At 65.3% G+C, this 17,065-nt stretch carries 15 protein-coding genes; 10 read left to right on the plus strand and 5 right to left on the minus strand.

Features of this window, described 5'->3' with window-relative positions; genetic code table 11:
* Positions 1 to 25: 25 nt before the first annotated feature.
* Together D7S89_RS02390 and D7S89_RS02395 are read right to left on the minus strand one after the other, a co-directional pair.
* A complete protein-coding gene (locus D7S89_RS02390; RefSeq protein WP_121275235.1) occupies positions 26 to 1,759 on the minus strand; it encodes a glycosyltransferase family 39 protein in 1,734 nt (577 codons plus the stop codon).
* A 107-nt stretch (positions 1,760 to 1,866) separates the two neighbouring features.
* Positions 1,867 to 2,241, minus strand: coding sequence for an Mth938-like domain-containing protein (locus tag D7S89_RS02395; RefSeq protein WP_121275237.1), 375 nt, complete (start codon positions 2,239 to 2,241; stop codon positions 1,867 to 1,869).
* Positions 2,242 to 2,609: 368 nt separating this feature from the next.
* On the opposite strand from D7S89_RS02395, the gene D7S89_RS02400 reads away from it, so the two are divergent.
* From D7S89_RS02400 to moaE, 6 genes are all read left to right on the plus strand, one after another.
* The gene (locus D7S89_RS02400) at positions 2,610 to 3,857 is read left to right on the plus strand and encodes a pyridoxal phosphate-dependent aminotransferase (protein WP_121275239.1); all 1,248 of its coding nucleotides are present in this window, start codon (positions 2,610 to 2,612) and stop codon (positions 3,855 to 3,857) included.
* Between the two features lie 65 nt (positions 3,858 to 3,922).
* The gene (locus D7S89_RS02405; RefSeq protein WP_121275241.1) at positions 3,923 to 5,248 is read left to right on the plus strand and encodes a homoserine dehydrogenase; all 1,326 of its coding nucleotides are present in this window, start codon (positions 3,923 to 3,925) and stop codon (positions 5,246 to 5,248) included.
* A 21-nt stretch (positions 5,249 to 5,269) separates the two neighbouring features.
* Complete coding sequence (gene thrC, locus D7S89_RS02410; RefSeq protein ID WP_121275243.1) at positions 5,270 to 6,721, plus strand: threonine synthase; 1,452 nt, start codon at positions 5,270 to 5,272, stop codon at positions 6,719 to 6,721.
* Positions 6,722 to 6,814: 93 nt separating this feature from the next.
* Complete coding sequence (locus D7S89_RS02415) at positions 6,815 to 8,095, plus strand: molybdopterin molybdotransferase MoeA (RefSeq protein WP_121275245.1); 1,281 nt, start codon at positions 6,815 to 6,817, stop codon at positions 8,093 to 8,095.
* 54 nt (positions 8,096 to 8,149) lie between these two features.
* Positions 8,150 to 8,407: a molybdopterin converting factor subunit 1 gene (moaD, locus tag D7S89_RS02420; protein WP_121275247.1), complete on the plus strand. Its 258-nt coding sequence runs from the start codon at positions 8,150 to 8,152 to the stop codon at positions 8,405 to 8,407.
* Between the two features lie 25 nt (positions 8,408 to 8,432).
* Positions 8,433 to 8,921: a molybdopterin synthase catalytic subunit MoaE gene (gene moaE, locus D7S89_RS02425; RefSeq protein ID WP_121275249.1), complete on the plus strand. Its 489-nt coding sequence runs from the start codon at positions 8,433 to 8,435 to the stop codon at positions 8,919 to 8,921.
* A 46-nt stretch (positions 8,922 to 8,967) separates the two neighbouring features.
* On the opposite strand, the gene D7S89_RS02430 is transcribed toward moaE, so the two are convergent.
* Complete coding sequence (locus tag D7S89_RS02430) at positions 8,968 to 9,513, minus strand: group III truncated hemoglobin (RefSeq protein WP_121275251.1); 546 nt, start codon at positions 9,511 to 9,513, stop codon at positions 8,968 to 8,970.
* Positions 9,514 to 9,742: 229 nt separating this feature from the next.
* Between D7S89_RS02430 and D7S89_RS02435 the strand changes: the two genes are divergently transcribed.
* The 4 genes from D7S89_RS02435 to D7S89_RS02450 all read left to right on the plus strand — a co-directional run bounded on the left by D7S89_RS02435 (position 9,743) and on the right by D7S89_RS02450 (position 13,922).
* Complete coding sequence (locus tag D7S89_RS02435; protein ID WP_121275253.1) at positions 9,743 to 10,249, plus strand: RrF2 family transcriptional regulator; 507 nt, start codon at positions 9,743 to 9,745, stop codon at positions 10,247 to 10,249.
* Positions 10,250 to 10,317: 68 nt separating this feature from the next.
* Positions 10,318 to 12,915 (plus strand): ATP-dependent chaperone ClpB, encoded by a 2,598-nt coding sequence (clpB, locus tag D7S89_RS02440; RefSeq protein ID WP_121275255.1) that lies wholly within the window; start codon positions 10,318 to 10,320, stop codon positions 12,913 to 12,915.
* 156 nt (positions 12,916 to 13,071) lie between these two features.
* Positions 13,072 to 13,557: a MerR family transcriptional regulator gene (locus D7S89_RS02445; RefSeq protein ID WP_121275257.1), complete on the plus strand. Its 486-nt coding sequence runs from the start codon at positions 13,072 to 13,074 to the stop codon at positions 13,555 to 13,557.
* Positions 13,497 to 13,922, plus strand: a complete 426-nt coding sequence (locus tag D7S89_RS02450) for a carboxymuconolactone decarboxylase family protein (RefSeq protein WP_121275259.1) — start codon at positions 13,497 to 13,499, stop codon at positions 13,920 to 13,922. The genes D7S89_RS02445 and D7S89_RS02450 overlap by 61 nt, the downstream gene beginning before the upstream one ends.
* On the opposite strand, the gene D7S89_RS02455 is transcribed toward D7S89_RS02450, so the two are convergent.
* Positions 13,892 to 15,271 carry an MATE family efflux transporter gene (locus D7S89_RS02455; RefSeq protein WP_121275261.1) on the minus strand — a complete coding sequence of 460 codons (1,380 nt, stop codon included), beginning with the start codon at positions 15,269 to 15,271 and terminating at the stop codon, positions 13,892 to 13,894. The two genes, D7S89_RS02450 and D7S89_RS02455, sit on opposite strands and share 31 nt — an antisense overlap.
* A gap of 5 nt (positions 15,272 to 15,276) precedes the next feature.
* The gene (locus D7S89_RS02460) at positions 15,277 to 17,034 is read right to left on the minus strand and encodes an ArnT family glycosyltransferase (protein WP_121275263.1); all 1,758 of its coding nucleotides are present in this window, start codon (positions 17,032 to 17,034) and stop codon (positions 15,277 to 15,279) included.
* Positions 17,035 to 17,065: the final 31 nt, after the last annotated feature.

Genomic DNA, 17,065 nt, shown 5'->3' on the forward strand with positions numbered 1-17,065 from the left:
AGGGCAGGAAAGGGCGGGCGGCCGTTCACGGCTTTTCGACGACGACACGCCGCTCGTCGCGCACGATGACGCGCATGGGCACGTGCTCGGCGACGAGCGCGTCGTAACGCGAGGGCCGCATCTCAGCCACGGCGTAACGGTCTGCGTTCCAGCGGCGTACCCATTCGTCGATGGTCGGAACCCATTTTTGCGGCTCCTGCGTCACGCCGAAGCGCAATTCGTCGGGACTGGCGACCATGATCGTCGTATGGCCGACATAGAACGGCAGCGTATGGTCGAGTACGTCGACCGCATAAAACGGCGTATCTGCCGGCAGCTGGGCGAGCGCGGCCTTGACGGCGGGCGCGAGCAGCGCGCCCGAGCTTTGCCGGCCGAACGTGTCGTGGCCCGTTCCGGCGATCGTCGCGAGCATGACCCAGGCTAGCCCGAACGCGATGGCAGACGGCGCGAGACGGCGGCAACGGCGCTCGAGCCCCAGCGCCACGAGCGTGAGCGCGAAGGCGACCCCGATGGCCGCGAACACCCAGACGCGGAATTCGCGGTAGAGCGCATTGGGCGTGCGCGCATCGCCGAAGCGGGCAATAAAGATCGAGCCGATCGCGGCCGCCACGAGCAGCAGGGCATAGCTGATCAGATGGCGGCGCCAGGTGGCGCGCGAGACCTGCGGCAGATAGGCACCGATCACGAGCGCGAGTGCCGGCGCGATCGGCAGCACGTACGACACGAGCTTCGAATGCGACACGCTGAAGAACACGAAGATGAAGCCGGCCCAGACGAGCAGCAGCGTGACGGGCGCAAAGCCGCTCGCGTGGCGCGGCAGCGCGCGTGCGTGGCGCACGCTTTGCACGGCGAGCGACAGCCACGGCAGGAAGCCGACCAGCAGGACCCACACGAAGTAGTAGAACGGCCCCGGGCGGTTCTGCTCGGGCGTCAGATAGCGCGCGAACTGCTGCACGATGAAGAAGAAGTTCAGGAACTCGGGATTGCGCTCCTGCACGAGCACGAACCAGGGCGTCGCGATCGCGAAGAAGATGACGAGCCCGCTCCCCAGTCGAAGGCGCTTCCATAACCCCCAGTCGCGCTCGATCAGCGTATAGAGCACGAGCACGGCGCCGGGCAGCAGGATCGCGATGAGTCCCTTCGAGAGCATCGCGAGCGCCATCGAGGCCCAGCACAGCCACATCCACCCGCGTGCCGCGCGCACGCTGGTGCCGGGACACTGCGCGAGCAGCATCGAGCACAGCGTCGCTTCCATCCAGAACGACAGCCCCATGTCGAGCGTGTTGAAGTGGCCCATCAGCTGCCAGTACGGCGCGCTTGCGAGCACGAGCGCCGCGCCGAAGCCGGCCGCCGCGTTGAACACGCGCTTGCCCGTGTAGCCGACCAGCAGCACGCCCACGAAGCCCGTCAGCGCCGTGTAGAGGCGCGCCTGCCACTCGCCGATGCCGAACCACGCAAACGTCAGCGCATTGGCCCAGGTTTGCAGCGGCGGCTTTTCGAAGTACTTGTAGCCGTTGTAGCGCGGCGTGATCCAGTCACCGGTCACGAACATCTCGCGCGCCATTTCGGCGTAGCGGCCCTCGTCGCTGGGCACGAGATGACGCCAGCCGAGCGGCCCGAACCAGATGATGCCGAGGGCGATGACGAGCAGCAGGAGGGCCAGGCGCCCGACCGGCCACGGCGAAGACGCATCGTGGGGCGGCGCGAACGTCTCTGCCGGCGCGGTGCCGGCGGCGCGGGAATAGCGTTGAAGCGGCATGAATGGGAGTCCGTTTTATCGGAGCCGCGTGTGCGGCGGGGTGGCGGCATGCGCCGTGCAGCGGGCGCATGCGGGCCGCGGCCGGGCAGGGCGACGCGACACGGCGCTCATTGCTCGATCAGGAGCGCCGCGCAGACGCGGCGGCCTTCGGCCATCAGGATGTTGTAGGTGCGGCAGGCGGCCATGAAGTCCATCGACTCCACGCCGATGCGCCGCGCGGCGAGCGCCGCGGTCAGCCGTGGATGCGGGAAACGCAGGCGCGAACCGGTGCCGAGCACGACGAGTTCGGGCGCGGCGGCAAGCAGCAGCTCGAAATGCTCGGGGGTCAAGGCGTCGAACGACGAGACCGGCCAGGGCATGACCGGCGTGTCGGGCATCACCACGATGCTGCTCTCGTAGCGCTCAAGATTGATTTCGACGTATTGGGCGCCATACGCAGTGACGGTATTCAGGGCGCCGCTCGAGTCCTGGTGTAATTTCAAATTCGTTTATCCGTAGTTCCGCCGGACTCGCTTGCCTGCCGCACGAGACGCGCGGATCAAACCAGGCACGAGGGCCGCTTTTCGTGGTAGCGGGCGCAACGCGAGCCGGATCGAGGCCGAAACGCGCGTGCGCTGCACGATGGTGCATTGCGAAAGTCGGCCGAAATCCGCTAAATTATAACTTTTTAGCCGCCCGGCTGCGTTTTTTGCCTCGCGCCGCGCCACAAGCCGCGCGCGTGTTTCCCATCCGGCGAACCCGCCGCAGCATCCGGGCATCTTCAAAGCGCGCACGTGTGCCGTAAAGCCACGCGCCCGCGGCCTTTGCTCTTCCGTCTTGCTGGCTTCTCTTCCAGGAACCCCTAGGAACCGTGTCCGCCGTGAAACCGATCCTGAAATCGAACAAGCTACAGAACGTCTGCTACGACATCCGCGGTCCCGTACTCGAGCACGCCAAGCGCCTCGAGGAAGACGGCCATCGCATCATCAAGCTCAACATCGGCAACCTCGCGCCGTTCGGCTTCGACGCGCCTGACGAGATCATTCAGGACATGATCCGCAACCTGCCGGCGTCGTCGGGCTATTCGGATTCGAAAGGCGTGTTCGCGGCTCGCAAGGCCATCATGCATTACAGCCAGCAAAAAGGCGTGGCCGGGGTCGAGCTCGACGACATCTACATCGGCAATGGGGCGTCCGAGCTCATCGTGATGGCGATGCAGGCGCTGCTCAACGACGATGACGAAGTGTTGCTGCCCGCGCCCGACTACCCGCTGTGGACGGCCGCGGTCAGCCTCTCGGGCGGCAAGCCCGTGCACTACCTGTGCGACGAGTCGAACGCCTGGATGCCCGATCCCGACGATATCCGCGCGAAGATCACGCCGCGCACGCGCGCGATCGTCGTCATCAACCCGAACAACCCGACCGGCGCGCTGTATTCGGACGAATTGCTGCTCGATCTCCTCGAGATCGCACGCGAGCATGGTCTCGTGGTCTTCGCCGACGAGGTGTACGACAAGATCGTCTACGACGGCAAGAAGCACACGTCGCTGGCTTCGCTGTCCGAGGATGTGCTGACCGTTACGTTCAACAGCTTGTCGAAGAGCTACCGCGCGTGCGGCTACCGCGCGGGGTGGATGTACATCTCGGGTCTGACGGGCGAGAACCGCCGCCGCGGCAAGGACTACTTCGAGGGCCTCGGCATCCTCGCCTCGATGCGCCTGTGCCCGAACGTCCCCGGCCAGTACGCGATCCAGACCGCGCTCGGCGGCTATCAGAGCATCAACGACCTGATCGTGCCGGGCGGGCGGCTGTATAAGCAGCGCCAGATCGCCTATGACATGCTCAACGCGATTCCCGGCGTGAGCTGCGTCAAGCCCGAAGCCGCGCTGTATATGTTCCCGCGGCTCGATCCGAAGGTGTACCCGATCCAGAACGATCAGCAATTCATTCTCGATCTGCTGCTCGAGGAACGCGTACTGCTCGTGCAGGGTACGGGCTTCAATTGGCCGAGTCCCGATCACTTCCGCGTCGTGTTCCTGCCGAACGCCGACGATCTGACGGATTCGATCAACCGTATTGCGCGCTTTCTGGACGGCTACCGCAAACGTCACGGCACCTGATGCGATGCGCGCTCGGCGCGCCGCTCCTACTCAACACACCACCTTTCAAGAAATACACACGCTGCATGGATCCGATCAAAGTTGGCCTGTTGGGCTTCGGTACGGTGGGCAGCGGCACCTTCACGGTGCTGCGCCGCAACCAGGAAGAAATCAAGCGTCGCGCGGGCCGCGGCATCGAAGTCGCGCGTATCGCCGTGCGCAACCCGGCCAAGGCGATTGCAGCGCTGGGCGATGCGGCCGGTAGCGTGCAGGTCGGCGACGACTTCAACTCCGTCGTCGATGATCCGTCGATCGGCATCGTCGCCGAGATGATCGGCGGCACGGGCATCGCACGCGAGCTCGTGTTGCGCGCGATCGCGAGCGGCAAGCACGTCGTGACGGCCAACAAGGCACTGCTCGCCGTGCATGGCACCGAAATATTCGCAGCCGCGCGGGCGAAAGGCGTGATGGTCGCATTCGAGGCGGCCGTGGCGGGCGGCATCCCGATCATCAAGGCGCTGCGCGAAGGGCTGACGGCCAACCGCATCCAGTGCATCGCCGGCATCATCAACGGCACCACCAATTACATCCTGTCGGAGATGCGCGAGCGTGGCCTCGATTTCGCGACGGCGCTGAAGGGCGCTCAGGCGCACGGCTATGCCGAGGCCGATCCGACGTTCGACATCGAAGGCATCGATGCGGCGCACAAGCTCACGATCATGAGCGCGATCGCGTTCGGCGTGCCCGTGCAGTTCGACCGCGCTTACATCGAAGGCATCAGCAAGCTCGCCGGGATCGACATCAAATACGCCGAAGACCTCGGCTACCGCATCAAGCTGCTCGGCATCACGCGCCGTACCGAGCGCGGCATCGAGCTGCGCGTGCATCCGACGCTGATTTCGGCCAAACGTCTGCTCGCGAACGTCGAAGGTGCCATGAACGCCGTCGAGGTGCATGGCGACGCCGTCGGCGCAACGCTGTATTACGGCAAGGGCGCGGGCGCGGAGCCGACGGCCTCGGCCGTGGTGGCGGATCTGGTGGACGTGACGCGGCTGCACACGGCGGACCCCGAGCATCGCGTGCCGCATCTGGCGTTCCAGCCGCAAAGCCTGTCGGATACGCCGATTCTGCCGATCGACGAAGTGACGAGCGGCTACTACCTGCGTCTGCGCGTCGCCGACGTGACGGGTGTGCTCGCCGACATCACGCGCATCCTGGCCGACGCCGGCATTTCGATCGACGCGCTGCTCCAGAAGGAGTCGGAGCAGATCGCCGACAACGGCGAGACCGACATCGTCATCATCACGCACGAGACGCTCGAGAAGAACGTGAACGCCGCCATCGCGTGCATCGAAGCGCTCGAGACCGTGGTGTCGCGAGTCACGAAGCTGCGCATCGAAGCGTTGAACTGAGCCCCTGACGGAAGCCTCATCATGAATTACATCTCGACCCGCGGCGCTGGTATCGGCGAGCGTCACACGTTCTCGGACATCCTGCTCACGGGCCTCGCGCAGGACGGTGGCCTCTATCTGCCGGCGCAATACCCGCAAGTCTCCGACGACGAGTTGGCCCGTTGGCGCACTTTGTCGTATGCGGAGCTCGCGTTCGAAGTGCTCGCCAAGTTCTGCGACGACATCCCGGCTGACGATCTGCGCGAGCTGACGCGCCGCACCTACCGCGCCGACGTTTACTGCAATGTGCGCCCCGGTGAGCAAGCTGCCGACATTACGCCGCTGACGCAGCTCGGCGTCGAAAACGGCGCGCCGCTGGCGCTGCTCGCGCTGTCGAACGGTCCGACGCTCGCATTCAAGGACATGGCGATGCAGTTGCTCGGCAATCTGTTCGAGTACGCGCTGGCCAGGCATGGTCAAACGCTGAACATTCTGGGCGCAACCTCGGGTGATACGGGCAGCGCGGCCGAATACGCGATGCGAGGCAAGGCCGGCGTGAGCGTGTTCATGCTTTCGCCGCATCGCAAGATGAGCGCGTTCCAGACCGCACAGATGTACAGCCTGCAAGAGCCGAACATCGTCAACATCGCGATCGAAGGCGTGTTCGACGATTGCCAGGACATCGTGAAGGCCGTTTCGAACGACCACGCGTTCAAGGCCAAGCACCACATTGGCACCGTCAACTCGATCAACTGGGCGCGTGTCGTCGCGCAAGTCGTCTATTACTTCAAGGGCTACTTCGCGGCCACGCGCAGCAACGACGAGCGCGTGTCGTTCACGGTACCGTCGGGCAACTTCGGCAACGTCTGCGCGGGCCACATCGCGCGCATGATGGGGCTGCCGATCGAGAAGCTCGTGGTGGCGACGAACGAGAACGACGTGCTCGACGAGTTCTTCCGCACGGGCGTCTATCGCGTGCGCGGCGCGGCGCAGACTTACCACACGAGCAGCCCGAGCATGGACATCTCGAAGGCGTCGAACTTCGAACGCTTCGTGTTCGATCTGCTCGGCCGCGATCCGGCCCGCGTGCTGCAGCTGTTCCGCGAAGTCGAGCAGAAAGGCGGTTTCGATCTGGCCGCCAGCGGCGATTTCGCGCGTGTACGGCAGTTCGGTTTCGTGTCGGGCAGCAGCAATCACACCGACCGCCTCGCCGCGATTCGCGACGTGTTCGAGCGCTATGGATTGATGATCGACACGCACACGGCCGACGGTCTCAAAGTCGCACGCGAACATCTGGAGCCGGGCGTGCCGATGATCGTGCTCGAGACGGCGCAGCCGCTCAAGTTCGGCGAAACGATCCGCGAGGCGCTGGGCCGCGAGCCCGAGCGTCCGGCCGCGTTCGCCGGCCTCGAGGCGCTGCCGCAGCGCTTCGACGTGCTGCCCGCCGAGGCCACGTGCGTGAAGGATTTCATCGCGGCCCACACCGGTCTCTGACCGGCAGGTGCGGAGGCGGCTTGCCCGGCCACGCGCCGGCCAAGCCGTGCCTCGCTACAATGTGAGTTCCTTCCGAACACGTCCGCCAGAACGATGTCCACTCCCATTGCTCCCGCCGCGCGCGCACCGCTTGTTTCGACAGCCGAAGCGCTCGCGACGCTGCTTGCCGCCGCCACACCGCTCGCTGCACGCGAAACGGTCTCGACGCTCGATGCCCTGGGCCGCGTGCTGGCGGCTGATGTCGTGTCGACGCTCGACGTGCCGGCGCGTCATACGAGCGCGATGGACGGCTACGCTGTGCGCGTCGCCGATCTTTCGCATGACGAGCGTCGTCTCCGCGTCTCACAGCGCATTCCGGCAGGCCATGCGCCGGAGCCGCTCGAGCCTGGCACGGCAGCGCGCATCTTCACGGGCGCCTGGGTGCCCCAGGGTGCCGATGCGGTAGTGATGCAGGAGCAAACCGAAACGGCCGGCGACGCCGTCAACGTTTTGCATACGCCCAAGGCCGGCGAGTGGATCACCGCGCAAGGCGCGGACATCCGGCGTGGCGCCGTGATTCTGCCCGCCGGCACACGGCTCACGCCGCAGGCGCTGGGCCTTGCCGCATCGATAGGCTGCGCGCAGCTCGAAGTGAGCCGGCGCGTGAAGGTTGCCGTGTTCTTTACCGGCGACGAGCTGACGATGCCGGGCGAGTCGCTCGCGCCGGGTGGCATCTACAACTCCAATCGCTTCACGCTGCGCGGGCTGCTCGAGCGGCTCGGCTGCGAAGTGACCGATTACGGCATCGTGCCCGACCGGCTCGATGCCACGCGTGAGGCGCTCGCCGTAGCGGCGCGTGGGCACGACCTGATCTTGACGTCGGGCGGCGTGTCGGTCGGCGAGGAGGATCACGTGAAGCCTGCCGTCGAATCGCTGGGGCGGCTTGCGCTGTGGCAGATCGCGATGAAGCCGGGCAAGCCGCTCGCGTTCGGCGCGGTCCGCCGCGATGCCGCAACCGGCGAGGCCAGGGCCGCAGGCGCAGCGGGTGAGGGCGAAGCGTTCTTCATCGGCTTGCCCGGCAATCCGGTGTCGAGCTTCGTCACGTTCCTGTTGTTCGTGCGCCCGTTCCTGCTGCGTCTGGCCGGTGTGCGCGATGTCGCGCCGCGTGCGTTGTCGCTGCGTGCCGATTTCACGCAGGCCAAGGCCGATCGCCGCAACGAGTTCCTGCGTGCGCGCGTCAACGCGGCGGGCGGACTCGATCTGTTCCCGAACCAGAGCTCGGCGGTGCTGACTTCCACGGTTTGGGGTGACGGCCTCATCGACAATCCGCCGAACCAAGCGATCAACGCGGGTGAGACGGTGCGTTTTCTTCCCTTTTCGGAGCTACTCGGCTGACGTTTCGCCAGGTTTGGCCCAGGCTGCGTCGCCACCGTTGTCCGATCGTCACAGATGAAGATAGAACTCAGATATTTCGCCAGCGTGCGCGAAGCGCTCGGCACGGCACAAGAAGTGGTCGAGTTGCCCGAGGGCATCGTCACCATCGCCGACGTGCGCGCCTGGCTGCGTACGCGCGGCGGGGCGTGGGCGGAGGCGCTTGCGGATGGCCGCGCGTTGCGCATGGCTTGCAATCACACGATGACCGACGCGGGCACGCGCGTGACCGATGGCTGCGAGGTCGCGTTTTTTCCGCCCGTGACGGGCGGTTGAGCGCTGTGCTCATGAGGAACCCGCCATGACCGTGCGCGTACAGACTGCCGATTTTGACCTGACCGCCGAGGTGGCGCTGCTCCGTGCGCAAAACCCGAAGGTCGGTGCCGTGGCCTGCTTCGTCGGGACCGTACGCGATCTGAACGACGGCGACAGCGTGATGGCGCTGGAGCTCGAGCACTATCCGGGCATGACCGAAAAGGCACTCGAGGCGATCGTCGACGAAGCGCGCAAGCGCTGGCCCGGCATCGACGTGCTGATCGTGCATCGCGTCGGCAAGCTTGCCCCGCTCGATCAGATCGTGCTCGCAGCCGCAACGGCCGCGCACCGGCACGAGGCGTTTGCTGCCTGCGAGTTCGTGATGGACTACCTGAAGACGCAGGCGCCGTTCTGGAAGAAAGAAACGACGGCGGATGGCGAGCGATGGGTCGATGCGCGCGAGTCCGACGATGCGGCGCTCGCGCGTTGGGGCTTGACCACGAAAAACGCTGCTGCGGGCGGCGAAACGTCATAACGCGCGCCATGGCATCACGTCGGCATGACGGCAATCAGCCTATCGATCAGTCATTCGTCCCACGTCCGATGATCTTGGCCGGAAACGGCTCGCCACGCGGGCGGTGCGGCATCTCGTCGGCTGCGGCCCGTTTCGGCGCGATGGCGTCGAGCAGGGCCTGCTGCTCGGGCGGAATCGTGTAATCCCAGCCGAACCGGCTCAACTGCAAGCTCTGCGCGATGCGCAGCGCCGGCTCCATGAAGCGGACGGCCGCTGCGGGCTCGTAGCGCGCGCACACGGTGTCGAGAAACAGATGCAGCCAGCGGCTGAAATGACGCGGCTCGATACCTTCGAGCGGCTGATGGGCCTGTTGGACGTTGCCGCGGTAACGCTTGTCGCCGAGCACTAGGCTGCCCCAGAACGTGCACATCTTGGGCAGATGGTCGTCCCATTTGCCGGCCAGCACGGCATCGAACACGGGGCCGAGCAGGGCGTCCGCGCGCACGCGGTCGTAGAAAGCGTAGACGAGCTCGCGAATGTTCTCCTCGGTCGGCTCGCTGTAGCGCTGGCCATGATGAGAGGGATCGGGGCTGGAGACGGGCTGGGTGGTCATGGTGAATCCAAAAGCGTGCACCGCGGGTAAACAGCTGCGAAAAGGCGGCGCACGACACACGGTGCGGACGATGCGGTCGACCCTACGAATTTGTCGAAACAGACGAACCCGCATCGCTGATGCATGTTATGGTCAAGCCGCGGAGCAAACAACCCTTCGCGCGGTACGGTTTTCACGCGTCGCTCCATTCGCGACGGGCCGCTGCTGCGCGCCAACAAGCGTTCTTGCCATGAGACTGACCGACTATACCGATTATGCGCTGCGCGTCATGCTGTTCCTCGCTGTGCGGGAGGATGGGCTCTCGACGATCCAAGACATCTCGGATGCGTATGGCATCTCGAAGAATCATTTGATGAAGGTGGTGCAGCGGCTCGGCGAGCTCGGCTGGATCGAGACGATCCGGGGGCGTCACGGCGGGCTGCGGCTCAACGAACGCTCGCTGCGCCTGAGCATCGGCGAGGTCGTGCGGGCCACGGAAAGCGACTTCGCGCTGGTCGGATGTTTCTCGCGCGACGGTGCCGGTCACCGAGACTGCGTCATCGAGCCGCACTGCCGGCTCAAGCATGTCTTTCAGGCGGCCCAAGGCGCATTCTTTGCGGAATTGGACCGGCATACGCTGGCCGATCTGGCCCGGCCAGCCGCACCGCTCGCTATGCTGCTGGGGCTCGGGAACGACGCACCGGTTGTGCCTTTGATCCCCGTAGCGCCCGTCGCTACTTCCTCCGACAACCTGTGAACGAAGACGCTTGAAACCCGCGCTAAAGCGCCTCATGTTGGTGATAGTCAAAAATTGGAGGTCTCTTCATGAGAATCGACAAATTCACCACCAAATTTCAAGAGGCGCTCGCTGACGCCCAGAGTCTCGCCGTCGGTCGCGGCCAGCAGTATCTGGAGCCTGTGCACGTGCTCGCCGCGCTCGTCGCGCAGGAAGACGGCTCGGCGCGCTCGCTGCTGTCGCGGGCCGGCGTGCACGTGCAGGCGCTGCAAACGGCGCTGAACGAGGCGATCGCGCATCTGCCGCAGGTCCAGGGGACCGACGGCAACGTCCAGCTGAGCCGCGAGTTGAGCGGCTTGCTCAATCAGGCGGACAAGGAAGCCCAGCAACTGAACGACAGCTATATCGCGAGCGAGATGTTCCTGCTGGCGGTGGCCGACGACAAGGGCGAAGCGGGTAAGCTCGTGCGCCAGCACGGCCTGACGCGGCGCGCGCTCGAAACGGCGATTGCGGCGGTGCGCGGCGGCTCGCAGGTCCATAGTCAGGATGCCGAGAGCCAGCGCGAGGCGCTCAAGAAGTACACGGTCGATCTGACCGAACGCGCTCGCGTGGGCAAGCTCGATCCCGTCATCGGCCGCGACGATGAGATTCGCCGCTCGATCCAGATCCTGCAGCGGCGCACGAAGAACAACCCGGTGCTGATCGGCGAGCCCGGCGTGGGCAAGACAGCGATCGTCGAAGGTCTCGCCCAGCGTATCGTCAACGGCGAAGTGCCCGAGTCGCTCAAGAGCAAGCGCGTGCTGTCGCTCGACATGGCGGCCCTGCTCGCCGGCGCGAAATATCGCGGCGAGTTCGAGGAGCGCCTGAAGGCCGTGCTGCACGACATCGCGCGCGACGAGGGCCAGACGATCGTCTTCATCGACGAAATCCACACGATGGTCGGCGCCGGCAAGGCCGAAGGCGCGCTGGACGCGGGCAACATGCTCAAGCCGGCGCTGTCGCGCGGCGAGCTGCACTGCATCGGCGCCACGACGCTCGACGAATATCGTAAGTACATCGAAAAGGACGCCGCGCTCGAACGGCGCTTCCAGAAGGTGCTCGTCGACGAACCCTCGGTCGAGGCCACGATCGCGATCCTGCGCGGGTTGCAGGAGCGCTATGAGCTGCACCACGGCGTCGACATCACCGATCCGGCGATCGTCGCCGCGGCCGAGCTCTCGCATCGCTACATCACGGACCGCTTCCTGCCCGACAAGGCGATTGACCTCATCGACGAGGCGGCCTCGAAGATCAAGATGGAAATCGACTCGAAGCCCGAGGAGATGGACCGGCTCGACCGTCGCCTGATCCAGCTGAAGATCGAGCGCGAGGCGGTGAAGAAGGAGAAGGACGAAGCGTCGCAAAAGCGCCTGCAGCTCATCGAAGAGGAAATCGAGCGGCTCAATCGCGAGTACGCGGACCTCGAAGAGATCTGGACGGCCGAGAAAGCGGCCGTGCTGGGCAGCGCGCAGCTGAAGGAGGAAATCGAGCGGACGCGTGCGGAGATCGCACGCTTGCAGCGCGAGGGCAAGCTCGAGAAAGTCGCCGAGCTGCAGTATGGCAAGCTGCCCGAGCTCGAGACGCGCCTGAAGCAAGTCACGCAAGCCGAAGCGAAGGAGCAGCACAACCCGTCGCGGCCGCGTCTGCTGCGCACGCAGGTCGGCGCCGAGGAAATTGCCGAGGTCGTCTCGCGCGCGACCGGCATTCCCGTGGCACGCATGATGCAGGGCGAGCGCGAGAAGCTGTTGCAAATCGAAGCGAAGCTGCACGAGCGTGTCGTCGGACAGGACGAGGCGATCAACGCGGTGGCCGATGCGATCCGTCGCTCGCGCGCAGGCTTGGCCGATCCGAATCGCCCGTACGGCTCATTCCTGTTCCTTGGGCCGACCGGCGTCGGCAAGACCGAACTGTGCAAGGCGCTCGCGTCGTTCCTGTTCGATTCGGAAGAGCATCTGATCCGGATCGACATGAGCGAGTTCATGGAAAAGCACAGCGTCGCGCGTTTGATCGGCGCGCCGCCGGGCTACATCGGCTACGAGGAGGGCGGCTATCTGACCGAAGCCGTGCGCCGCAAGCCGTATAGCGTGATCCTGCTCGACGAGATCGAGAAGGCGCATCCCGATGTGTTCAACGTGCTGCTGCAAGTATTGGATGACGGCCGCATGACGGACGGGCAGGGACGCACGGTCGACTTCAAGAACACCGTGATCGTCATGACCTCGAACCTGGGTTCGCAGATGATCCAGTCGATGACGGGCGAGCCGCAGGAGGCGGTGCGCGATGCGGTGTGGACCGAGGTGAAGCAGCATTTCCGTCCCGAGTTCCTGAACCGGATCGACGAAGTCGTCGTGTTCCATGCGCTCGATCGTAAGAACATCGAATCGATTGCGAAGATCCAGCTGCAGCGTCTGCACGAACGGCTGGCCAAGCTCGAGATGCAACTGGTCGTGTCCGACGAAGCGCTCGAGCAAATCGCGAAGGTCGGCTACGACCCGCTGTTCGGTGCGCGGCCGCTCAAGCGCGCGATTCAGCAGGAGATCGAGAACCCGGTGGCCAAGCTGATCCTCGCCGGTCGCTTCGGACCGAAGGACGTGATCCCGGTCGAGATCGAGGACGGCAGGTTCGTGTTCGAACGCGTCGTACATTGACGCAACGCGGTCAAGCAGCTCAAATGGCGGCCGGGCGATAAAACGCCCGGCCGTTTTTTTTCATGAGTTGCGTAGGTTTCGAGGGCGTCGGCATTTTTTTGCGTACCGGCGCTTGACTTCGAGCGCACTCGAAGTCTTAACGTTGAGGGTGTTGTCATGTCGGAAGCACTGACGATTGGCCGCATGGCCGCTTTGGTGGGCGTATCGACGCACACGCTGCGCTATTACGAGCAAGCCGGTTTGATGCGCCCCGTGGCGCGTACGAACGCGGGACATCGGCTGTATGCGCGCGGCGACGTCGACTGGGTGCGCTTCGTGATGCGGCTCAAGGCGACGGGGATGTCGATCGCGGGCATGCAGGCCTTTGCGGCGCTGCGTGCCCGAGGCGCGGAGACGGTCGCCGAGCGGCGCGCGCTGATCCTCGAGCATCGCGAGCATGTGCGTGCGCAGCTGGCTCAGTTGCGTTCGAACCTGGCCGCGATCGAGCAAAAGATCATCGACTACGACGCGATGATGGGCAATGCACCAGCCGACGACATGACACGCATCGAAGACGAACCTCAAAACACAAAGGACACGCAATGGACAACACGATCAAGCACGCAGACAACGAACGCTTCGCACGCGGATGGGACAAGCTGAAGGAGATCGACGGCGAAGCCGGCGAGCGCGTGATCGAATCGCTTGCGCCCATCGCGCCGGATTTCGCCCGGCTGTTGATCGAATTTCCGTTCGGCGACATCTACAGCCGTCCGCAACTTGACCTGAAGTCGCGCGAGATCGCGACGATCGCGGCGCTGGCCGCGCTCGGCAACGCTCAGCCGCAGCTGAAGGTACACATCGAGGGCGCGCTGAACGTCGGCTGCTCGCGCGAGGAGATCGTCGAGATCTTCATGCAGATGGCTGTCTACGCAGGCTTCCCTGCGGCATTGAACGCCCTGTTCGCGGCGCGCGACGTGTTCGCCGCCCGTGATGCTCAGGCCGCGTCGACCGCGGCTGGTGCCTGAGCGTCACGCGAGAGGCGCGCGCTGACCGTGTGCCAATAGACGTACAAGCCGCAGCCGGCAGCCGCGAGGCTCGCCGCGCTCGCGGCCCAGAAGCCGCGTGCGCCCGTGAGCCACGACGGTATGGCGCCGCCGACGTCGAAGCCAAGCGTATAGCCGCCGCCGAGTCCTACACCCCATAGCGCCACGGCGTAGATGAGGGTCGGCACGACAGCCACCTTATAGGCTCGCAGCACGAAGGCCGTCGTGGCCTGCAGCGCATCGAAGACGTGGTAGCAGAGCATGATCGTCACGAGCGGCATGGCGGCGGCGATCACGGCTGCATTGGGTGTATACGCGGCGAGGATCACGGGCCGAAGCAGGAAGCCGATCAGCGCATAGCAGGTGCCCACGCCGCACGCCATGGCGATGCCGTGGCGCGCCAGCTTGCGTGCTGCATCGTACTGGCGAGCCCCCAGCGATTGCGCGACGAGCGTCGACGTTGCCACGCCGATCGACAGTGGCGTCATGTACAGCACCGCTCCCCAATTGCCGGTGATTTGATGTCCGGCCAGCGTCGTCGTGCCGAAGCGCGCGATGAAGAGCGCCATGAACGTGTAGGACGTCACCTCGATCAGATACGACAGGCCCATCGGCAAGCCCAGCTTGAGCAGGGCGAGCAGGCGCTGCCGCTCGGGCCAGCAGAAATGCTTGAAGATGCCGAACGGCTCGAACACGTCGACTTTCGCCAGCAACAGCAGACCGGTGCCGGCGTACAAGAAATTGACGACCGTGCTCGCGAGCGCGCAGCCAGGGCCGCCGAGCGCCGGCACGCCGAACCCACCGAAGATGAACCAGTAGTTCAGCGGGATCTTCAAGACCAGCGCGCCCAATTGCAGCACCATCACCAGGCGCGGCTTGCCGACCGCATTGGCGAGCGCCGTGTAGACGCGAAACACGAGGCTGGCCGGCAAACCGAACGCCGCGATGCGCAAGTACGCTTCGGTGCGCTCGTGCAGCGCCTGCGGCACGCGTGCCAGCGCAAGCAGCGGCTCCGGAAAGTACATGACGACGAAACCGAAGGTGGCGAGGGCAGCCGCGAGCCATAGCGCCTGGCGCACCTCTTCACCGATCTCGACGTAGCGCCGGGCGCCGAACAGTTGTCCCACGATCGGCTGCACGGCGAGGAGCACGCCCGTCATGCCGACGAGCACCGAGACATAGATCGATGAGCCGAGTCCGAGCGCGGCAAGGTCGACCGCCGAGTAGCGGCCGGCCATCACCGTGTCGATGACCCCGAACGCAATGATCGCGAGCTGCCCGATCAGTATCGGCCAGGCGAGGCCGGCGATTTTCCGCATGTCGGCGAACATAGGCTTCAGCGTCCGCGCTTGAGCAGTTTGCGATGCTCGACGTGGGCCGGCTTGGGCCGGTCGACGCGTACATAGAGGCGGAACCGTTCGTCGCGGTCGGCAGCGCGGCGGCCTTCCCACACGAGCTTCCAGACGTAGCTGAGCATCGGGCTCGGTGCGCTGAAGTCCTGCGTGTCCTGACGCAGCAGCACGTCGCAGTCCTGGCTGAACGAGAACTGCATATCGCCGAAGTAGGCGAACGAGGCGAGCTGAGCATCGCCGAGGCGCACCGGCGAGATGCACGTGTAGTCGTCGGGCAGGTGCTCGGCGATCTGCAATGCGACGTCGCGATAAGTCCGGCTGTAGTTCACCATCGGCAGCCACAGCGTCATGAGCAGCACCCACATCAACGTCGTGCCTGCGCTCGAGAGCACGACACTGCGCCACAGAACCTTCGGGTGACGCGAGAGGCGCCAATGCACGAGGGCGGCCCAGCCGAGCGTCGCGGCGATCGCACAGGCGAGCGAGAGCGCGCTGAAGTGTGGGGCAAAACCGGGAACGAGCCGTGCCAGGTTATGCGCGAGCTGACGTGGCGTCCCCGTTTGCGCGGCAAGCCAGACAAGCCACACGAACGTGCCGAGAATCGTGAAGCTGAGGACCGCAAACCAATCGATCGCGTTGATTGCGCCGCGCTTGAGCGTCGGCAGGGCGAACGTGGCGAGCGTCGCGAGCGCGGGCAGCAGCAACAAGTAGAGCCGGTTTGTTTGATGGCTTTGCAGCACGGCCAGCACGAGCACGGGGAGGACGACGGCCAGCGGCGCCGCGATGTGCGGCTTGCGGCGCAAGCCACCCCAGCTGACCCATGCCCAGGCCGCCAGCGGCCAGGCCGGCCACGTGAACAGCGGCAGGTTCTTGAACGCATAGCGCACGACGTGGCCGGGCGGGGGCGAGAAACGGTTGATGCTGGCGTTGATCCATTGGCCGATGACCCAAGGCGCGTCGTCCGGATAGAGCTTGAAGACGGTCACAGGCCATGCCGAGGACAGCACCAGCACGATCGGGACGCCGAGCACCAGCAGCCAGACGGAGCGCACCTCTTTCACGAGCGCCGCGAGCACACCGGTGCCGATCAGCAACGCGACGACCAGCAATGGATTGGCAGTCAGCGCAAGCAGGCCGAGCGCCAGTCCCCACCATAGCGTGCCGATCAAAGGCTTGTCGATGATACGCACGAGCCCGTACACGAGCATCGCGATGCACATGAATTGCGCGAGCTGCGGCGTCGTTTCGTGGCCGCGCTCGGCAAGCCCGAAGCACGCGACGAGGATCAGCAGTGCGCCGTCGCCGAGCGTGCGTCCGTAGTCGCGCGGCTCGGGTTCTCCGCCGAACGCATACTTGAACGGCTGCACTTCCGGCCGTCGGCCCAACAGATAGGCGCTATACCAGACGAACGCGCAGGCGACACAAAAGAACAGGCCCGTTGCGACGCGCGAGGCGTCGGCCGCGTCGACCCACGGCGCGAGCAGGCGGATCGCCACGGCCCCGGGCCAGTAGCCGAGCGGACCGTCATCGGTGATGAACTTGCCGACCAGATTCGGCAGCAGCCAGTCCTTCGGCCCGCCATTGGCCATCGTCCACATGACGCCAAAGCCGGCCGCATCTTCGTTCTTCCAGGGGTCGCGGCCGAACAGGCCAAAGCCTGCATAGATAATGCAGAGCGCGAGCAGCAGCCAGCGCGGCAAGGCACGGGTGGCGGAGGCGGTGAGGCGGACGGCGGGTTTCATGCAGACAGAGGCGGATAGGCGGCGATCGTTG

Source organism: Trinickia fusca (assembly GCF_003628145.1).
Taxonomy (GTDB): domain Bacteria; phylum Pseudomonadota; class Gammaproteobacteria; order Burkholderiales; family Burkholderiaceae; genus Trinickia; species Trinickia fusca.

What these genes read in the sequence shown, in the direction of transcription:
- moaE (WP_121275249.1), top strand. Translation starts at nt 8,433, where the DNA reads ATGACCGTGCGCGTACAGACTGCCGATTTTGACCTGACCGCCGAGGTG.
- thrC (WP_121275243.1), top strand. Translation starts at nt 5,270, where the DNA reads ATGAATTACATCTCGACCCGCGGCGCTGGTATCGGCGAGCGTCACACG.
- D7S89_RS02405 (WP_121275241.1), top strand. Translation starts at nt 3,923, where the DNA reads ATGGATCCGATCAAAGTTGGCCTGTTGGGCTTCGGTACGGTGGGCAGC.
- D7S89_RS02390 (WP_121275235.1), bottom strand. Translation starts at nt 1,759, where the DNA reads ATGCCGCTTCAACGCTATTCCCGCGCCGCCGGCACCGCGCCGGCAGAG.
- D7S89_RS02450 (WP_121275259.1), top strand. Translation starts at nt 13,497, where the DNA reads ATGGACAACACGATCAAGCACGCAGACAACGAACGCTTCGCACGCGGA.
- D7S89_RS02445 (WP_121275257.1), top strand. Translation starts at nt 13,072, where the DNA reads ATGTCGGAAGCACTGACGATTGGCCGCATGGCCGCTTTGGTGGGCGTA.
- D7S89_RS02455 (WP_121275261.1), bottom strand. Translation starts at nt 15,271, where the DNA reads ATGTTCGCCGACATGCGGAAAATCGCCGGCCTCGCCTGGCCGATACTG.
- D7S89_RS02430 (WP_121275251.1), bottom strand. Translation starts at nt 9,513, where the DNA reads ATGACCACCCAGCCCGTCTCCAGCCCCGATCCCTCTCATCATGGCCAG.
- D7S89_RS02460 (WP_121275263.1), bottom strand. Translation starts at nt 17,034, where the DNA reads ATGAAACCCGCCGTCCGCCTCACCGCCTCCGCCACCCGTGCCTTGCCG.
- D7S89_RS02435 (WP_121275253.1), top strand. Translation starts at nt 9,743, where the DNA reads ATGAGACTGACCGACTATACCGATTATGCGCTGCGCGTCATGCTGTTC.
- clpB (WP_121275255.1), top strand. Translation starts at nt 10,318, where the DNA reads ATGAGAATCGACAAATTCACCACCAAATTTCAAGAGGCGCTCGCTGAC.
- D7S89_RS02415 (WP_121275245.1), top strand. Translation starts at nt 6,815, where the DNA reads ATGTCCACTCCCATTGCTCCCGCCGCGCGCGCACCGCTTGTTTCGACA.
- moaD (WP_121275247.1), top strand. Translation starts at nt 8,150, where the DNA reads ATGAAGATAGAACTCAGATATTTCGCCAGCGTGCGCGAAGCGCTCGGC.